Source organism: Duganella dendranthematis, assembly GCF_012849375.1.
Classification (GTDB): domain Bacteria; phylum Pseudomonadota; class Gammaproteobacteria; order Burkholderiales; family Burkholderiaceae_D; genus Rugamonas; species Rugamonas dendranthematis.
Genome location: NZ_CP051684.1, coordinates 4,134,150 through 4,151,048, shown reverse-complemented (window position 1 = coordinate 4,151,048; position 16,899 = coordinate 4,134,150). Strand labels below are relative to the sequence as shown.

Annotated in this window: 16 protein-coding genes, 1 other RNA gene and 1 pseudogene; 11 read left to right on the top strand and 7 right to left on the bottom strand. The window is 61.7% G+C overall.

The genetic code is table 11. The features are described from left to right. Nucleotides 1–97 precede the first annotated feature (97 nt). A complete protein-coding gene (gene gyrA, locus HH213_RS19000; protein WP_169113265.1) occupies nt 98–2,728 on the bottom strand; it encodes a DNA gyrase subunit A in 2,631 nt (876 codons plus the stop codon). A 403-nt stretch (nt 2,729–3,131) separates the two neighbouring features. On the opposite strand from gyrA, the gene ompA reads away from it, so the two are divergent. The 5 genes from ompA (at nt 3,132) to HH213_RS18975 (ending at nt 7,818) form a co-directional block, all read left to right on the top strand. After that, nucleotides 3,132–3,845 (top strand): outer membrane protein OmpA, encoded by a 714-nt coding sequence (gene ompA / locus HH213_RS18995; RefSeq protein WP_110846864.1) that lies wholly within the window; start codon nt 3,132–3,134, stop codon nt 3,843–3,845. Between the two features lie 154 nt (nt 3,846–3,999). Beyond that, nucleotides 4,000–4,695, top strand: a complete 696-nt coding sequence (ubiG, locus tag HH213_RS18990; protein ID WP_161057884.1) for a bifunctional 2-polyprenyl-6-hydroxyphenol methylase/3-demethylubiquinol 3-O-methyltransferase UbiG — start codon at nt 4,000–4,002, stop codon at nt 4,693–4,695. A gap of 14 nt (nt 4,696–4,709) precedes the next feature. Next, the gene (locus tag HH213_RS18985; RefSeq protein ID WP_169113264.1) at nt 4,710–5,399 is read left to right on the top strand and encodes an HAD family hydrolase; all 690 of its coding nucleotides are present in this window, start codon (nt 4,710–4,712) and stop codon (nt 5,397–5,399) included. 228 nt (nt 5,400–5,627) lie between these two features. After that, a complete protein-coding gene (locus HH213_RS18980) occupies nt 5,628–6,617 on the top strand; it encodes a hypothetical protein (RefSeq protein WP_229263062.1) in 990 nt (329 codons plus the stop codon). A gap of 106 nt (nt 6,618–6,723) precedes the next feature. Continuing rightward, nucleotides 6,724–7,818, top strand: coding sequence for a hypothetical protein (locus tag HH213_RS18975; RefSeq protein WP_169113262.1), 1,095 nt, complete (start codon nt 6,724–6,726; stop codon nt 7,816–7,818). A gap of 3 nt (nt 7,819–7,821) precedes the next feature. Here HH213_RS18975 and HH213_RS18970 read toward each other — a convergent pair. Beyond that, nucleotides 7,822–9,092, bottom strand: a pseudogene (locus tag HH213_RS18970) (O-acetylhomoserine aminocarboxypropyltransferase/cysteine synthase family protein). 136 nt (nt 9,093–9,228) lie between these two features. Between HH213_RS18970 and HH213_RS18965 the strand changes: the two are divergent. From HH213_RS18965 to HH213_RS18955, 3 genes are all read left to right on the top strand, one after another. Beyond that, complete coding sequence (locus tag HH213_RS18965; RefSeq protein ID WP_169115256.1) at nt 9,229–10,101, top strand: RNA polymerase sigma-70 factor; 873 nt, start codon at nt 9,229–9,231, stop codon at nt 10,099–10,101. Nucleotides 10,102–10,188: 87 nt separating this feature from the next. Next, nucleotides 10,189–10,653 (top strand): carboxymuconolactone decarboxylase family protein, encoded by a 465-nt coding sequence (locus HH213_RS18960; RefSeq protein WP_169113261.1) that lies wholly within the window; start codon nt 10,189–10,191, stop codon nt 10,651–10,653. Nucleotides 10,654–10,675: 22 nt separating this feature from the next. Continuing rightward, entirely contained in the window at nt 10,676–11,149 is a 474-nt protein-coding gene (locus HH213_RS18955; RefSeq protein ID WP_169113260.1) for a hypothetical protein, read from the top strand. A 354-nt stretch (nt 11,150–11,503) separates the two neighbouring features. On the opposite strand, the gene ssrA is transcribed toward HH213_RS18955, so the two are convergent. Both ssrA and HH213_RS18945 read right to left on the bottom strand, forming a co-directional pair. Next, nucleotides 11,504–11,863, bottom strand: a transfer-messenger RNA (tmRNA) gene (ssrA, locus tag HH213_RS18950). A 168-nt stretch (nt 11,864–12,031) separates the two neighbouring features. Continuing rightward, nucleotides 12,032–12,529 (bottom strand): hypothetical protein, encoded by a 498-nt coding sequence (locus HH213_RS18945; protein WP_169113259.1) that lies wholly within the window; start codon nt 12,527–12,529, stop codon nt 12,032–12,034. Nucleotides 12,530–12,699: 170 nt separating this feature from the next. Between HH213_RS18945 and HH213_RS18940 the strand changes: the two genes are divergently transcribed. From HH213_RS18940 to HH213_RS18930, 3 genes are read left to right on the top strand one after another with little or no spacing between them, the layout of a single operon-like run. Beyond that, complete coding sequence (locus tag HH213_RS18940; RefSeq protein WP_110846871.1) at nt 12,700–13,344, top strand: TetR/AcrR family transcriptional regulator; 645 nt, start codon at nt 12,700–12,702, stop codon at nt 13,342–13,344. Nucleotides 13,345–13,370: 26 nt separating this feature from the next. Next, nucleotides 13,371–13,670, top strand: a complete 300-nt coding sequence (locus tag HH213_RS18935) for an antibiotic biosynthesis monooxygenase family protein (protein WP_169113258.1) — start codon at nt 13,371–13,373, stop codon at nt 13,668–13,670. A gap of 20 nt (nt 13,671–13,690) precedes the next feature. Next, a complete protein-coding gene (locus HH213_RS18930; protein ID WP_169113257.1) occupies nt 13,691–13,999 on the top strand; it encodes a hypothetical protein in 309 nt (102 codons plus the stop codon). 6 nt (nt 14,000–14,005) lie between these two features. On the opposite strand, the gene pncB is transcribed toward HH213_RS18930, so the two are convergent. The 3 genes from pncB to HH213_RS18915 form a co-directional block, all read right to left on the bottom strand. Then, nucleotides 14,006–15,208 (bottom strand): nicotinate phosphoribosyltransferase, encoded by a 1,203-nt coding sequence (pncB, locus tag HH213_RS18925; protein WP_169113256.1) that lies wholly within the window; start codon nt 15,206–15,208, stop codon nt 14,006–14,008. Continuing rightward, entirely contained in the window at nt 15,205–16,104 is a 900-nt protein-coding gene (locus tag HH213_RS18920) for a cysteine hydrolase family protein (protein WP_169113255.1), read from the bottom strand. The genes pncB and HH213_RS18920 overlap by 4 nt, the downstream gene beginning before the upstream one ends. Before the next feature lie 84 nt (nt 16,105–16,188). After that, nucleotides 16,189–16,800 (bottom strand): FMN-dependent NADH-azoreductase, encoded by a 612-nt coding sequence (locus HH213_RS18915; protein WP_110846876.1) that lies wholly within the window; start codon nt 16,798–16,800, stop codon nt 16,189–16,191. Nucleotides 16,801–16,899 lie beyond the last annotated feature (99 nt).

The window sequence follows — 16,899 nt, the reverse complement described above, 5'->3', positions numbered from 1 at the left end:
ATTCCCGCCTGCGCGGGAATGACGGTATTAATAAAACGGGGCCAGTTCTATTGTCGCGCAATAGTCGTGGCCCCGCTGGCTACTCACAGAGTGAGTTTTACTCCGTCGCTGAATCCGGGCCTGGTTCCAGCTCGACTTCGTCGATGTCCGTCTCGACCACGCGCTGCAGGCCGGACAGCTTGGTGCCGTCTTCCACCGCGATCAGGGTCACACCCTGGGTCGCGCGGCCCATCTCGCGGATCTCCGATACGCGGGTGCGGATCAGGACGCCGCCGGTGGTGATCAGCATGATCTCATCGGTCGGTTCCACCAGCGTTGCCGCCACCACGCGACCATTCCGTTCGGAGGTCTGAATCGCGATCATGCCCTTGGTGCCGCGGCCATGACGGGTGTACTCGGTGATCGGGGTACGCTTGCCGAAGCCGTTCTCGGTGGCGGTCAGCACCGACTGCTGCTCGTTCTCGGCTACCAGCAGCGCAATCACGCGCTGGCCTTCGTCGAGGTTCATGCCACGCACGCCGCGGGCGTTACGGCCCATCGGACGCACGTCGTTCTCGTCGAAGCGTACGGCCTTGCCGGCGTCGGAGAACAGCATCACATCGTGCTCGCCATCGGTCAGCGCGGCGCCGATCAGGAAATCACCCTCGTCCAGGTCGACCGCGATGATGCCGGCCTTGCGTGGATTGCTGAAGTCTTTCAGCGGCGTTTTCTTCACGGTGCCCAGGCTGGTGGACATGAAGACGTAGTGGTCTTCCGGGAAGGTGCGGTTCTCGCCCGACAGCGGCAGAATCACGGTGATCTTCTCGTTGTCCGCCAATGGGAACATGTTGACGATCGGCTTGCCACGCGAGTTGCGCGAGCCTTGCGGCACTTCCCACACCTTCAGCCAGTACAGGCGGCCGCGGTTGGAGAAGCACAGGATGTAATCGTGCGTGTTGGCGATGAACAGCTGGTCGATCCAGTCCTCGTCCTTGGTGGCCATGGCCTGCTTGCCGCGACCGCCGCGTTTCTGCGCACGGTACTCGGAGATCGGCTGCGCCTTCATGTAGCCGGTGTGCGACAGGGTCACCACCATGTCCTGCGGCGTGATCAGGTCTTCCGTGTTCAGGTCGCTGGCGTTGTGCTCGATGTTGGAACGGCGCGGGTCCTTGGTCGGATCGCCGAATTCGCCCACGATCGACGTCATTTCGTCGGTGATGATGGTGGTCACGCGCGACGGCGTGGCCAGGATGTCCAGCAGGTCGGCGATTTCCGCCATCACGTCCTTGTACTCATTGACGATCTTGTCCTGTTCCAGGCCAGTCAGGCGTTGCAGGCGCATTTGCAGAATCTCTTGCGCCTGGTCGTCGGACAGCTTGTACATACCGTCGGCCTGGATGCCGTAGTGCTTCGGCAGATGTTCCGGACGGAACGCTTCGATACCGCCGACGGTGGTGCCTTCGCCGGTCCGGGCCAGCATCTCGCGCACCAGCGACGAATCCCACGAACGGTCCATCAGCGCCGATTTCGCCACCGGCGGGGTTGGCGCGGCCTTGATCAGGGCGATGAAATCATCGATATTGGCCAGCGCGACCGCCAGGCCTTCCAGCACGTGGCCGCGTTCGCGCGCCTTGCGCAGCTCGAACACGGTGCGGCGGGTGACCACTTCGCGGCGGTGCGACAGGAAGCACGACAGCATTTCCTTCAGGTTCAGCAGCTTGGGCTGGCCATCGACCAGCGCCACCATGTTCATGCCAAAGGTGTCTTGCAGCTGGGTTTGCTTGTACAGGTTGTTCAGCACCACTTCCGGCACTTCACCACGCTTCAGCTCGATAACCACGCGCATGCCCGATTTATCGGACTCGTCGCGGATGTCGCTGATGCCTTCCAGCTTCTTGTCGCGGACGTTTTCGGCGATGCGTTCCAGCAGCGATTTCTTGTTGACCTGGTACGGCAGTTCGTCAACGATGATGGCGGTGCGGCCGCCGTCCTTGCCGTACTCTTCGTAGTGGGTCTTGGCGCGCATCACCACGCGGCCACGGCCGGTGCGGTAACCGTCGCGCACGCCCGAGACGCCATAAATGGTGCCGCCGGTCGGGAAGTCCGGCGCCGGGATCAGTTCGATCAGCTCGTCGATCGAGCATTCCGGATTGTTCAGCACGTGCAGCGCGCCGGCAATCACTTCATGCAGATTGTGCGGCGGGATGTTGGTGGCCATACCCACGGCGATACCCGACGAGCCGTTGATCAGCAGGTTGGGAATGCGGGTCGGCAGGACGGTCGGTTCTTTTTCCTTGCCGTCGTAGTTGGGCTGGAAGTCGACCGTGTCCTTGTCGATATCGGCCAGCAGTTCGCTGGAAATCTTGTCGAGACGGCACTCGGTGTAACGCATCGCCGCCGCGCCGTCGCCATCGACCGAGCCGAAGTTACCCTGGCCGTCAACCAGCATATAGCGCAGCGAGAAGTGCTGCGCCATGCGCACCAGCGTGTCGTAAATCGAGGCGTCGCCGTGCGGGTGATACTTACCCATGGTCTCGCCCACCACACGGGCGCACTTGACATAGGGGCGATTCCACACGTTGTTCATTTCGTGCATCGAGTACAGGACGCGGCGGTGTACAGGCTTGAGGCCGTCACGCACATCCGGCAAGGCGCGGCCCACGATCACGCTCATGGCGTAATCGAGGTAGCTCTTGCGCATCTCTTCTTCGAGGGAAATAGGGATTGTTTCTTTTGCGAATTGATCCATTGGCCGGTCGTTTACTGTGGTTTATTAAGCCTCTCCCAAGAGACAGGCAAGCGGTCGATTTTAGCATGCGCGCAAGGCAACTAGCGCATTTCCGCGCCGAGGCCGTATTCATGCGGTGTAGCGCACACTGCGCGCACGTAACAAGTTGTAATATTCATGACACATTACTCAATTATTATCGACAATCACGTTGCAACAAAACAACATTTTGGTCGAACGCGAAAAGCCGCCATGTTGGAGCTTTTTTTACGACCCAAGTCGCTTGTGGCAAAATGGACGAGAAGTCAATTGCTTGATTCGCAAGCGGGAAATGAGTGTGACGCCCCTGCGTGGTAGAATTCTTCCCACGCAACACAAAGTCGCGCAGTTTTCTGCGGATATCACCCCCGAAAGGAAGAAAAATATGAAAAAACTGATTTCGATGCTGGCTATTTCGGCTGCATTTGCCGGCTCGGCTATCGCGCAAACTGCGCCGACCGCCCCTCCGTACGCGCCAGTGACCCAGGACATCAAAGCGTCGACGCCGAAGAGCGCCTACGTACAAGATGCCCGCGGCATCATCGCCCGTGACCCGTTCGGCCTGTGCTGGCGCACCGGCTACTGGACCCCGGCTGATGCCGTGCCAGGTTGCGATCTGCCACTGTGCGTTGAGCCAGAGAAGCTGGAAAACGGCAAGTGCGTCGCACCTCCGCCACCAGTTGCACCAGCCCCTGCGCCAGCACCGGCCGCTACCCCAGCACCAGTGCCAGTACCAGTGCCAACCGCACAAAAAGTCAGCTTCGCAGCGGATGCGTTCTTCGACTTCGACAAGGCCGTCCTGAAACCAGAAGGCAAAGCCAAGCTGGACGACGTGACCTCGAAACTGGGTTCGATCAACCTGGAAGTCATCATCGCTGTCGGTCACACCGACTCGGTGGGTTCGGACGAGTACAACCAGAAGCTGTCGGTACGCCGCGCTGAAGCTGTCAAAGCCTACATCATCTCCAAAGGCGTTGAAGCTAACCGCGTGTACACCGAAGGTAAAGGCGAGAAACAGCCAGTTGCAGACAACAAAACTGCAGAAGGCCGCGCTAAAAACCGTCGCGTAGAAATCGAAGTAGTCGGCACCAGCAAGTAATCGCTGACCGCCGCAAGGAAAGCCCCGCTCCGGCGGGGCTTTTTTTTCGCCCCTAACGCAGAAAGCGCAGAAAGGGGTCTGACCCCGTACGGGGTCAGACCCCGGCCAAGCGCAGTGCGGGGTAAAATAGCGCATCCCATTTGCACACAAACACATGAACGCCGACCCATTAGAACTGCAAAAATTCGCCGAACTCGCCCACCGCTGGTGGGATCCGACCTCCGAGTTCCGCCCGCTGCACGAAATTAACCCGCTGCGCCTGGAATGGATCAACGCGCGCGCGTCGCTGGCCGGCAAGAACGTGATCGACATCGGCTGCGGCGGCGGCATTCTGACCGAATCGATGGCGCGCAAGGGCGCCACCGTCACCGGCATCGACCTCGGCGAAAAAGCCCTGAAAGTGGCCGACCTGCACTCGCTGGAATCCGGCGTGGCCGTCCGCTACAAGCTGATCGCTGCCGAAGACATGGCCGCGCAGGAGCCCGGCCAGTACGACGTGGTCACCTGCATGGAAATGCTGGAACACGTGCCGGACCCGGGCGCCATCGTGCGCGCCGCCGCCGCGCTGGTCAAACCGGGCGGCCACCTGTTCTTCTCCACGCTCAACCGCAATCCCAAGGCTTATCTGTTTGCCGTGATCGGCGCCGAATACCTCCTGCGCATGCTGCCCAAGGGCACCCACGATTACGACAAATTCATCACGCCGTCCGAGCTGTCGCAGTACATCCGCAGCGCCGGGCTGGAAGTGGCCGGCTTCAAGGGCATGGGCTACAACCCGCTGACCAAGATTTATTCGCTCAACGATGACACCAGCGTCAACTACCTGGTGGCCGCCCGCCGTCCGCTTTGATTGTTGATATGACCATGACCACACCTGCCGCGCCACGCGCCATCCTGTTCGACCTCGACGGCACGCTGGCCGACACCGCGCCCGACCTGGCCGCCGCCGTCAACCTGCTGCGCAGCACGCGCGGACTGGAACCGACCGCTTACGAGATCCTGCGTCCGACCGCCTCGGCCGGCGCGCGCGGCATGATCGGCGCCTCGTTCGGCCTGACGCCGGACGACGACGGCTACCTGGCGCTGCGCGATGAGTTCTTCAGCAATTACGAAGCCGCCATCGCGGTCCACAGCCGGCTGTTCGACGGCATCCCGGAACTGCTGGCAGGCATCGAGGCGGCCGGGCTGCAATGGGGCGTGGTCACCAACAAGTCGAAACGGTTTACCGACCCGCTGCTGCCGCAGATCGGCCTCGGCCACGCAGCCTGCGCGATTTCCGGCGACACCGCGGCGCACGCCAAGCCGCACCCGGCGCCGCTGCTGGAAGCAGCCAGCCGCCTCAAGCTGGCGCCCGAACAGTGCTGGTATGTCGGCGACGACCTGCGCGATATCCAGGCCGGCAAGGCCGCCAATATGCTGACCATCGCCTGCAGCTGGGGCTATTGCGGCACCACGTCGCCGGAAAGCTGGCAGGCCGATTACCTGTTCCGGCAGCCGGCCGAGCTGCTGGCGCTGATCCAGGCGGCGCTGGCCGGCGACGCATTGGCGGCCTGAACTGTTGGTTTGGCGCCGCCGCAGCGCAGCGCACCATTGATTTTTATTGCCGTACGGACATAGTTGGCGTAGTCTGCTGCCATGACTGCGTAGCACTACTTATTTCCTAAAAGCCAAGACCCCGCTGATCGGAAAAAGAGACAGTCGCCGACACTCAACTTTTTCCGATGGTGCAAAATGGATTTTCCTGAGCAGGCTGCCCAACTCCCGCAGCCCTATGCTGGTTCATTGACAGACTCCTTCGCCACCCTGCCGCAGCGCACCACCGCGCCGCAAAGCTGGATGGTCCGCGTGGCCGACGCCAAATATCACTGGTATGACCTGATTGCCGGCTTTGCCGAAAAGCCGGACATCCGCGATCCCATCGGCCGCTACATGCGCCGCATGCAGTTCGAGCTGGAGGCCACGGCGGAAAAGCGCCATGTGTTCTTCGCCGTCACCCGCCCGCGCGTGCGCTTCGACATCGCCGGCGTGGTGCAATGGGGCTTCTTCTCGCTCAAGCTGACCTTGCCGCTGCTGATGGGCGCCGAGCAGACCAAGGAATCCATCACGGTGGAACTGAAGGTGCCGTTCGCGGCCACCATGAAGAAGCCGACCGTGATCCTGACCGAGAACTTCATCAGCCTCAACTGGGGCGGCCTGGTCGAAGTGTTTTCCGTGCACGACTTGCTGCAAACTTACGCCCACACGCTCAAGCTGCCCAGCAAAGTCAGCTACGTCGGCCAGACCCGCGATCCGGACGGCCGTCTCGGCAAGGGCCGGCTGGGCGCCATGCACAAGCTGCGTGCCCAGTGCGGCATGGAGTACGACACGCTGATCCTGGTGCTGGGCGTCGAGGTCGAGGTCAATTGCGCCGACGGCGACCCGGCCGCGCTGCCGCACAATGAATACGCGCTGCCGGCCGACATCCTGCACGCCGAGCGCGTGGACGTGATCGAAGCGGCGCTGATCCGCTACTTCGAGGGCAGCGCGCCGCGCCTGCGCCCGCTGGACGAGCGCAAGGCCCGCAGCGAACGGCTGGCGGCGGTGCAGGTGGCCAACAATCTGGCGCAGTACACCATCGATCTGGAATTGCCGGAAACCGGCTTCTATAATTATGTAAGCTCGGAGTTTGTCACCTCGGCCAAGCGCCATATATTGAGCTGCTTCATCGCCGACGGCCAGGCCCAGGTTGCGTCGATGCCACTGCCGGCGCCAGTGAAAGGCGGCAAGTCCTGAGTAGTGTTACATTGGATAGATTCTTGATGCGCCGACACATTTCCGCATGGAAATATCAGATCGGAAGCACTATAATCACCGGACTATGACACCACGGAGCGCGCAAATGAGCAATGACGACGACGATTATCCCGATCCGTCGCCGGAAGAGCTGGGCATAGGCGCGCTGTTCGAGGAAGCTCCCGAACCCTTCCACGACCTGCTGGCGCCGCCGCCGGACGACATGGAAGAGCTGCTGCCGCTGATGCCGCAACGCACCGCCGCGCCGCAGACCTGGGTGGTCACCGTGGCCGACGCCAAATTCCACTGGTACGACCTGATCGCCGGCTTCCCGCCGGTGCCGGATATCCGCGACCCGGTTGGCCGCCATCTGCGCCGCATGCAGTTCGACCTGGAAGCCACCAGCGAAAAGCGGCTGCTGTATTTCGCCATCAGCCGCCCGCGCGTGCGCTTCGACCCGTCGCGCAATACCAGCTGGGGCTTCTTCTCGCTGAAGCTGACGGTGCCGCTGCTGGTGGGCACGGAAGAGAAAAAAGACACGCTGACCATCGAGCTGACGGTGCCGTTCGCCGCCACGCTGAAAAAGCCGACCGTGGTGCTGACCGACCAGTTCATCACGCTCAACTGGGGCGGCCTGATCGAGGCGCTGTCGATCCACGACCTGCTGCAGCAGTACGACAACCCGTACACCTTCGCCAGCGAAGTGCAGTACGTCGGCCAGACCAAGGACCCGCTGGGCCGGCTGGCGCGCGCGCGCCTGACGCCGGTGCAGCGCGTGCACCAGCGCCAGAGCGAAGACAACGACATGCTGCTGCTGATCCAGCGCATGAATGTGGAAGTGATGTCGGCCGACGGCGATCCAGCCGAGCTGGACGTCAACCAGAATCCGGTCGCCACCGACATGCTGCTGAAGGACCGCATCGACGTCATCGAATGTGCGCTGATCCGCTACTTCGAAGGGCCGGAAATGCACGGCCGCAGCGACAAGGAAGCCGATATCCGCAAGCAGCGCGTGGCCGAAGTGGCGCTCAGCAATAACCTGGAAAGCTTCCGCATCGACTTGCGGCTGGAAGAAGCCGGCAAGTACCATGACCTCCACTCGCGCCACACCAGCGTCTCGCGCAACCACGTGATTGATTGCCGGGTGGTCGACGGCAATGTCATCGTCGAGCGCGTGCCGGTGCCGGAAAAGAAGAGCTAAGGCTTACACCGCCGCCAGTGCCTGTTCCAGGTCGGCCAGCAGATCGTCGCTGTGCTCGATGCCGATCGACAGGCGCACCGTATCCACCGTCACGCCCGCCTTGGCCAGTTCTTCCTCGTTGAGCTGGCGGTGCGTGGTCGAGGCCGGATGACAGGCAAGCGACTTGGCATCGCCGATATTGACCAGCCGCGTGAACAGTTGCAACGCATCCTGAAAGCGCGCGCCGCCCTCCACGCCCCTTGCACGCCAAACGTCAGCACACCGGACGGCCGTCCGCCCAGATATTTGACGGCCAGCGCGTGGTCCCGGTGGTCTTCCAGCCCGGCGTAATTGACCCACTTGACCTTGCCATGCTGTCCAAGGAACTGCGCCACCTTGCGCGTGTTGTCGACAATCCGCTCCATGCGCAGTGCCAGCGTCTCGATGCCTTGCAGGATCAGGAAAGCGTTGAACGGTGACAGCGCCGCGCCGGTATTCCGCAGCGGCACCACGCGCGCGCGACCGATGTAGGCAGCCGGGCCCAGCGCCTCGGTGTAGACCACGCCGTGGTAGGACACGTCCGGTTCGTTGAGGCGCTTGAAACGCTCCTTGTGCTCGGTCCAAGGGAACTTGCCGGAATCGACAATCGCGCCGCCGATCGAGTTGCCGTGGCCGCCCAGGTATTTGGTCAGCGAATGCACCACGATGTCGGCGCCGTGCTCGATTGGCCGCAGCAGGTACGGCGTGGCGACCGTGTTGTCGACAATCAGCGGCACGCCGTGCGCGTGGGCGACCGCGGCGATGGCCGCGATATCGGTGATATTGCCCAGCGGGTTGCCGATCGATTCGATGAACACCGCCTTGGTGCGCGCGTCGATCAGCGCGCCGAACGAGGCCGGGTCGCGGGCGTCGGCGAAACGGGTGGTGATGCCGTACTGCGGCAGCGTGTGGGCGAACAGGTTGTAGGTGCCGCCATACAGCGTGGCGGCGGCGACGATGTTATCACCGGCTTCGGCAATGGTCTGGATCGCGTAGGTGACGGCGGCCTGGCCGGACGCCAGCGCCAGCGCCGCCACCCCGCCCTCGAGCGCGGCGACGCGCTGCTCCAGCACATCCTGGGTCGGATTCATGATGCGGGTGTAGATATTGCCCGGCACTTTCAGGTCGAACAGGTCGGCGCCGTGCTGGGTGTCGTCGAATGCATAGGCCACGGTCTGGTAGATCGGCACCGCGACGGCACGGGTGGTTGGATCAGGGCTGTAGCCGCCATGGACGGCGATGGTTTCGAGTTTCATATTGTCTCCTTAGTTGGCCTTCCCAAGGTAGCGCGAAGGCGGCGGCCTGACGACGAATGATTCCAAAAAAGCAAATGCGCATTCCGGATAAGGTAAGCTGTCACAGATTGACCGCCTGGCGCGTCTAAGGTTCATGATGACTGACTCCTCGCTATTTGCGGCACTGCGGCCGCGCCTGTTTTCCATCGCCTACCGCATGCTGGGCACCCGCGCCGACGCCGACGACGTGGTGCAGGACGCCTGGCTGCGCTGGCACGGCAGCGACCGTGCGCAAGTGCAATCGCCGGAAGCATGGCTGGTGACCATCGCCACCCGGCTGGCAGTCGACCGCCTGCGCGCGCGGCTGAGCGAACGCAGCACGTATGTGGGCTGGTGGCTGCCGGAGCCGATCGTCGAACTGGACGAGCGCACGCCAGAAAGCAGCGCCGAGCTGGCCAGTGAGGTGTCGATGGCGTTCATGTGGGTGCTGGAGCGTTTGTCGCCGGAGGAGCGGGCGGCGTTTCTGATGCGCCAGGTGTTTGAACACGAGTACGCCGATATCGCCGACATGCTGGGCAAGAGCGAAGCGGCGTGCCGGCAGATGGTGCACCGGGCGCAGCAGCGCGTGCAGCAGCAACAGCCGCGCTTTGCCGTGCCGAGGGAACAGCATCAGGCGCTGCTGGGACGCTTCATGGCCGCCGCCCAGAATGGCGATCGCGCCGCCATGAAGACCCTGCTGGCCGACGATGTGCAACTGGTGGCCGACGGCGGCGGCAAAGTCAATTCCTACCTGCGCGTGCTGCACGGCGCCGGCCGCGTGGCGGGATCGTTCTGGTCGCTGGAACATCAATATCCGCAGCAAGTGATGTACCGGCAGGCGCGCATCAACGGTGAACCTGGACTGCTGCGCTACGTCGGCGGCAAGCTGGAGTCGGCCCAGTCCTTCCTGATTGACAACGACCGCATCATCGCCGTCTTCATCGTCCGCAATCCGGACAAGCTGGCGGGTGTGCCGCAGACTATTTTCTAAAAGCTGTCACAAGCGGTGCAGGTGGCGCGTCTTACAGGATATGACAGGCGCATGGTGTGCCTGCCGCATACTGTGAAAGGCGTCATCATGACCCAAGCTGCCCGCATTCCCTTCTTCCAACTCGCCCCTGCCAATCTGCAGGCCATGATCGCGCTGTCGGCGTCGGTCAAGAAAAGTTCGCTGGGTGCCCGGCTGGTGGAACTGATCAACCTGCGCGTGTCGCAGCTCAACGGCTGCGGCGTGTGCATCGACATGCACTGGCGCGACCTGATCAAGCAAGGCGCCGAACCGCGCCACCTCAACGCCGTCGCCGGCTGGCGCGAAGCGCCGTTCTTCAGCGCACTGGAACGCGCCGCGCTGAACTGGGCCGAAGCCGTCAACGCCCTGCCCCATCGCCAGCCCAGCGACGCCGATTTCGCCGAACTGAAAGAACATTTCACCGACAACGAAATCGCCGAACTGAGCTACGCAATCGCCGTGATCCGGGGTTGGAACGTCATCAACGCCAGTCTGCACAATCAGATCCCGGAAGTGCCGGCGCCTGGGTTCTAATTGAGAGAATCAAGCTGTGGTTGTGACCGATCAAAACAACCCAACCGCAGCCTTTTACTATCAGTCGATGGACAAGACTCCTTGCTCGTTCGCTCTGGTAGCCGTCATGCAAAATTCTTGGGATTTCTCTGTGTATGACCCAAACTGTCCTCAGGTCAGTCCAGATATCTCCACGCCGTTCCGTTTAGCGGCGGTGCAATTTGAGGACGCCGTTCGTCATGACTTCAATGAGAACGGTGCCTTCTTCCGACCTGACGGCTCACTCATCTTTCGTAAAATTGGTACGCCAAGCAATGTTCTATTCTCGGCCAGCGAGCTAATTGGCGTCAACAACAGTGGTTTTTCCCACAATCATCCTGGGGGCCATTCTTTTTCAATGCAGGATGTGCGGCATGCAGTGGAACTCGACCTGATTGAATTGCGCGCCGTTGCACCGCACTGGCGCTATATCATGCATCCAGCCGAAGCATGGCCCGACTGGGAAGCAATCGAGTAGTCTGTCAAAGACGAGACGCCCTTTGCCATCGATGAAATCAACGCTATGCTGAAAGCAAACCAGCTCCGGCACCAGCATCTTCAGATTGAGTTACATCATCATTCCAGGCACAAGTTAAATGATTCCACTTTGGACTCAGGGCGCAAACCGCCTCCCGGCGGTTTTTGAGTCAGACGAATCGGAGAGGCTTTGCGCTTGCAAGCGCAAAGCCGCTTCGCGGGCGGCTCGCATGCGAGCCGAATTCCCCGCTACGCCCCGCGTCCCGCGGGTTCGATCCCCGCCGCATGCGCTAACGGCGGAATAAAAAATAAAAGGCCCGAGCGCAAGCGCGGGGCCTTTTGTTTTTTATCCGAGTGGTGGAGCCGGCGGGAATCGAACCCGCGTCCGCAAGCACTCTACAGACAGTTCTACATACTTAGCACTATCATTTAATTTAACCTGTACAGCACGGATGTGCACGTTCTGGACAAGCGATTCACCTTAGATTTAGCGCTGCTTCAAGTGACCCGTCACAGCGCGATTCCCTGTAAATGACTCCTTGACTTTTAACGGTCCGCCCCAGGGAAGAAGCGTTTAGGAGCTAACAGCCCTTAGGCTGCCAGTGCGTACGAGTTATCGTTTGCAGTTATTGATTTCTGGGTGTATTTACGAGGTAACCAGGCCTCGGTATGCCCTGCTCTGCTTTGCAACCCACGTCGAAACCAGGTCGGCCCCACAGAACTTCTATTCTACAGCACTTTGCAGTCCCCCGCCATGGACGTCAAACGCCCGTCATATTCGGGCGTTATGATGCACACAGTTCTCACATAGAACGACTTATTAGCGCCCTCGGGCTGCTACTACCGGCGCCGGCGGTCGGGAAATATACCGGCACCAACACTCCTAGATGACCTTGACCAGCAGCGTGGCGATGCCCAGCATGCTGGTCAACATCAAGCCAACCAGCCACCTGAAGTGCACATCGACATTGCTTCGCACTTGGTCGATCTTGGCTTCAATGAGCCGGAAATTCTCCTGTGTTTCGCGGCGCTGCGCCTCCAGGCGGTCCTCCAGGCGGTCGACGCGAGCGTTAACTTCGCGTCGCAATTCAGCGATGCGCTCGTTGACTTCCTTCCGAAATTCCGTAATGTTTTCAGTGGTTTGGCGACGTAATTCCGTAATATTTTCAGTCGTCTCCCTGCGCAATTCTGCAATGCTTTCATCAACCAAGCGATGCAACGCATCCATCCGCTGGTTGGATTCGCGGTACATGATGTCGATCCGGGCATTGGTCTCCCGGAATCCGTTGCCCATCTCGCTTCTAAGGGTGTCATTGGCGTTGTCCATGTCCTCATCCTCGCGAGCACGATTAAGGTTGTCAAGCTGAGCCGGTGCGTTCATGGCCTCTCTCCCTGGTCTAGCGTCGAGCTTAGGACGGCAATCTGCTCTGTGCCTGATCTAGCGCAAAGGTGCGATTGTTGTTGCATTGCAGCACACCGTAGCCGGATTTGTGAATCTGGCGTGCGCACTGGATTAGAATGACATTGTCATCACTTCAGCACACCACTGCCATGCCCGATGCCGCCGCGATCGCTGTTCCCAGTCCCAAGAAACGGGGCCGCCCGCAGAAAGGCGAAGGCGGCGGCCTGCGCGCGGAGCTGATCGAGAAGTCGGCGCTGCTGTTCCGCACCAAGGGCTATGACAACACCACGGTGCGCGATATCGCCGCCGCCGCCGGCATCCAGGCCGGCAGCTGGTTTTACCATTTCAAGAGCAAGCAGGAGATCCTGGCGGCGATCATGGAACAGGGCATGCAGCGCTCGCTGGCCGAAATCGAGGCCATCGCCGCCCTGCCGCTGGCACCCAGCGCCATGCTGCACCGGCTGGTCGAAGCCCATCTGCACACCTTGCTGGCGCCCGACCACCATTTCATCGCCGTGCTGCTGTACGAGTGGCGCTCGCTGGACGACGCCTCGCGCGAGCGCATCACGGCGCTGAAGGACCGCTACGAGGCGGTGTGGGACCGCGCCATCGCCGAACTCCACCATTCGGGCGACTGGGCAATGCCGTCGCAATTCGACCGGCTGCTGATTTTCGGCGCGCTCAACTGGACCGTGCAGTGGTACAAGCCCGGCAGTGGTGCCGATGTGCGTGAGCTGGCGCACCAGGCGATGCGTTTCATCCTGCGCACGCCTGCCGCAGTTCAGGCACAATAGGGCATCATCAACTGCCAGGACTGTCCATGATTTACGAGATCGCCGAGATCACCATCAAGCCCGATACCCACGCCGCGTTCGAGGCGGCCGTCACACAGGCGGTGCCGATTTTCAAGGCGGCCAGCGGCTGCCAGTCGATGCGCCTCGACAAGGGCATCGAAAGCCCGGATACCTATCATCTGGTGATCGGCTGGGCGACGCTGGAGCATCACACGGTGGAGTTTCGCGGCAGCCAGGGCTTTCAGGACTGGCGCGCGCTGGTCGGCGGTTTCTTCGCCCAGCCGCCCAAGGTTGAGCATTTCAGCACGGCAATCGCCGGTTTTTAAAACAATAACAGGAGGCCATTATGTCCCGCACGATTCATCGCAATTTCCCGCAAGTATCTGATGCCGAGAGCGCCCGCAGCGCCCTGCTGTCCAACGGTTTCCCCCAGTCCAGCGTGCAGCTGACCAAGCATACGCCGCTGCCGACTGACGTCGCCACCAGCATGGTCGGCAATCTGCTCGACTCGCTGACGCCCGGCGGTCCCGCCGCAGCCGCAGCCGCCCGTCAACACGCCGGCGCCGGCGCGATGCTGTCGATCGATGTCTACGACGATGATGAAAGCGCCAAGGCAGACAGCATCCTCAGCGGCTTTGGCGCCACCGAGGCCTGATCCAACTCACCCGGCAGGCGGCAGCGGGTGATGAAACACCTGGCGCAGGTAGGCCAGGAAGGTTTCATCCTTGCACAGCGTCTTGCCGGGGGAATCGGATAATTTGGCCACCGACTGGCCATTGGCCTGCACCAGCTTCATGACGATATTCAGCGGCGCCAGCCCGACGTCGTTGGTCAGATGGGTGCCGATGCCGAAGCCGGTCATGATGCGGTCGGCGAAATGACGGTACAGCGCAATCGCGCTATCCAGGTTGAGACCGTCCGAAAACACCAGCCGCTTGGTGCGCGCGTCAATGCGCAGCGCTGCATAGTGGGCGATGGCTTTTTCGCCCCACACCACCGGATCGCCCGAGTCGTGGCGCAAGCCGTCAAACAATTTTGCAAAATACAGGTCGAAGTCGTCGAGGAAGGCATCCATGCCGACCACGTCGGTCAACGCGATGCCAAGGTCGCCACGGTATTCCTGCACCCACGCCTCCAGCGAGGCTTTCTGGAAGTCGCGCAGCCGCACGCCAAACGCCTGGAACGATTGCATGTATTCATGCGCCATGGTGCCGATCGGGATCAGGCCGAACTTCATGGCCTGGTAGACGTTGGAGGTGCCTTTGAAATATTCCGGCACTTCGCGCGCCAGCCGCTGCACCACTTCGTCATGCCAGACGCCGGAAAAACGCCGGCGTGTGCCGAAGTCCGACAGTTCAAACGGGAAGTGGCGCGCCGGCTCGGCGCCGAAGGCTTTCAGCTTGGCGATCTTGGCGGTCAGCCGGGTCCGCCCTTCCGCCATCGCTGCGGCCTGGTCGAAGCGGCGGAAATACAGTTCGTTGACGATGTACAGCACGTAAATTTCAAAGCCCATCACGTGCACCTGCGGACCCGCGGCGTGGATGCTCAGCGTGTCGCCGTCGGCGCGCACGTCGATGAATTTGCGCTGGAAGCGGAACACGGTGAGGAAGTCGACGAAGTCGCTTTTCATGTAGCGCAGCGAACGCAGGTAGCTGAGTTCCTCATCGCGGAAACTCATCGAGCACAGGTGATCCAGTTCGCGCTCGATGTCTTCCACCAGCTCCGTCAGCGGAAAAGTTGGCGTGTTGCGGCAGACGAATTCGTATTCGGTGTGCGAGTTCGGATGGCCATGCAGCAGCGCCTGCCACATCGTGAATTTGTATAAGTCGGTTTCCAGCAGGCTGCGGACGATCGGCGCTTTCATGCAGACACCGCCTCGGCGCTGCCCGCGTTATCCAGCAGTTCCGGCAGCACGTCGGCGGCGGTCATCAGCTGCACGCCGCGCACCTGCATGGCCTGCAGGAAGGCCTGGTACTGGGCGTCGAAGCCGGTGACCGGGCTGATGCAGTCGGTGATCAGCACCAGCTTGGCCAGCGAAGCAGGGCCGTACTCGGCAGCAAAGTAATCGGCGATGTGCTCGACCGTGGCCTTGACGCAGTGACTGCCGGCCTCGCCCGCGACGTAGATGCGGTCGGCCTCGGCCAGGCCGCGCACAAAGCGGGTGTTGAACTGGGTGTCGGGATCGTCGGCGTCCGGCACTTCGGCCTGCACCGCCGAATAGTGTTCGGTCCACGGGTTGGAGCCCTTGGCCAGCTTGGCAACGATGCCCAGCGCCGCTTCTTCCCAGTGACCGTAGGCGGCGCGCACGTCGGCGTGGACATTGTGGCCCCAGCTGCCGATTTCGCAATGCACCGGCCATACCATCAGTTTGTAGCGGCCGGCCGCTTCCAGCCGGTCCAGGTAGTTCAGCGTGATCGGCAGGCCGCCCGGATGGCGCGGCAGGTAGCGCTGGGCGCGGACATCGGCGGCGCTGATTTCGGTGAACGGCGCCACCGGCGCGCCATCGGCGGCGATCCAGTAGGTCGGGTGGGCGATGTCGAAGCGGTGGTGCGAATCGAGCGTGACGCTGATGGCGCTCAGGCCGGCGCGGCCGCGATTGATCAGGCCGGCGACGCGCAGCATGTCCTGATGCGCGCCTGGCACCGGCAACGATGGCGCCAGCGGCTGGCGGCTGACCGGGTCGGTCGGCAGGTAGCCGGCGGGCAGGTCGCAAAAGTCGTTTTGCGGGTCGATCAGCAGCAGATGCAGATTGCGTTTCATGTAGGGCTCCAAGGCGAGAGGCCTTCATGATACAACAAGCCCCACGGCGCCGGGCGCGGTGGGGGCTTGTTGGGGAGACGACGCTTAAGCGGCGATAGCGTCGATCTCGGCGCGGTTCTTGGCCAGCGCGTTGGCGACGGCTTCTTCGCCCATTGCCACACCTTCAGCGACGATAAAGGTGACGTCGGTCAGGCCCAGGAAGCCCAGCACTGCACGCAGGTAGGTGGTGATGTGATCATAGGCGGCGGCAGGGCCTTCGCTGTAGACGCCGCCGCTGGCGACGAACACCACGACTTTTTTGCCGGTGACCAGACCTTCGATGCCGTTGGCGCCGTATTGGAAGGTGCGGCCAGCGCGCGCCACGTGGTCGATCCACGCCTTCAGGCCGGAGGTAACAGAGAAGTTGTACATCGGCGCGCCGATGACGATGGTGTCGGCAGCCAGCAGTTCGTCGACCAGTGCGTCCGAAGTCTTGATCGCGGCGGCCTGCTCGGCGTTGCGCTGCTCGGCCGGGGTGAAGTAGGCGCCGATGACTTGTTCGGTCAGGTGCGGCAGCGGATTGGCGGCCAGGTCACGGGTGACCACGGTGGCGGCCGGATTGGCGGCGGTCAGTTTGGCGATGTATTCGCCGCCCAGTTGGCGGGTCAGGGAACCGGTGCTGCGCACGCTGCTGTCGATGTGGAGGATGTTGGCCATGATGGTGTTTCCTTTGAGTGGGAGTTGCAGCCATCATAAAGCGATTATAATATCGATGAAATGCGGTTTATTTCAATCCTACTTATCGAGAAAATCGAT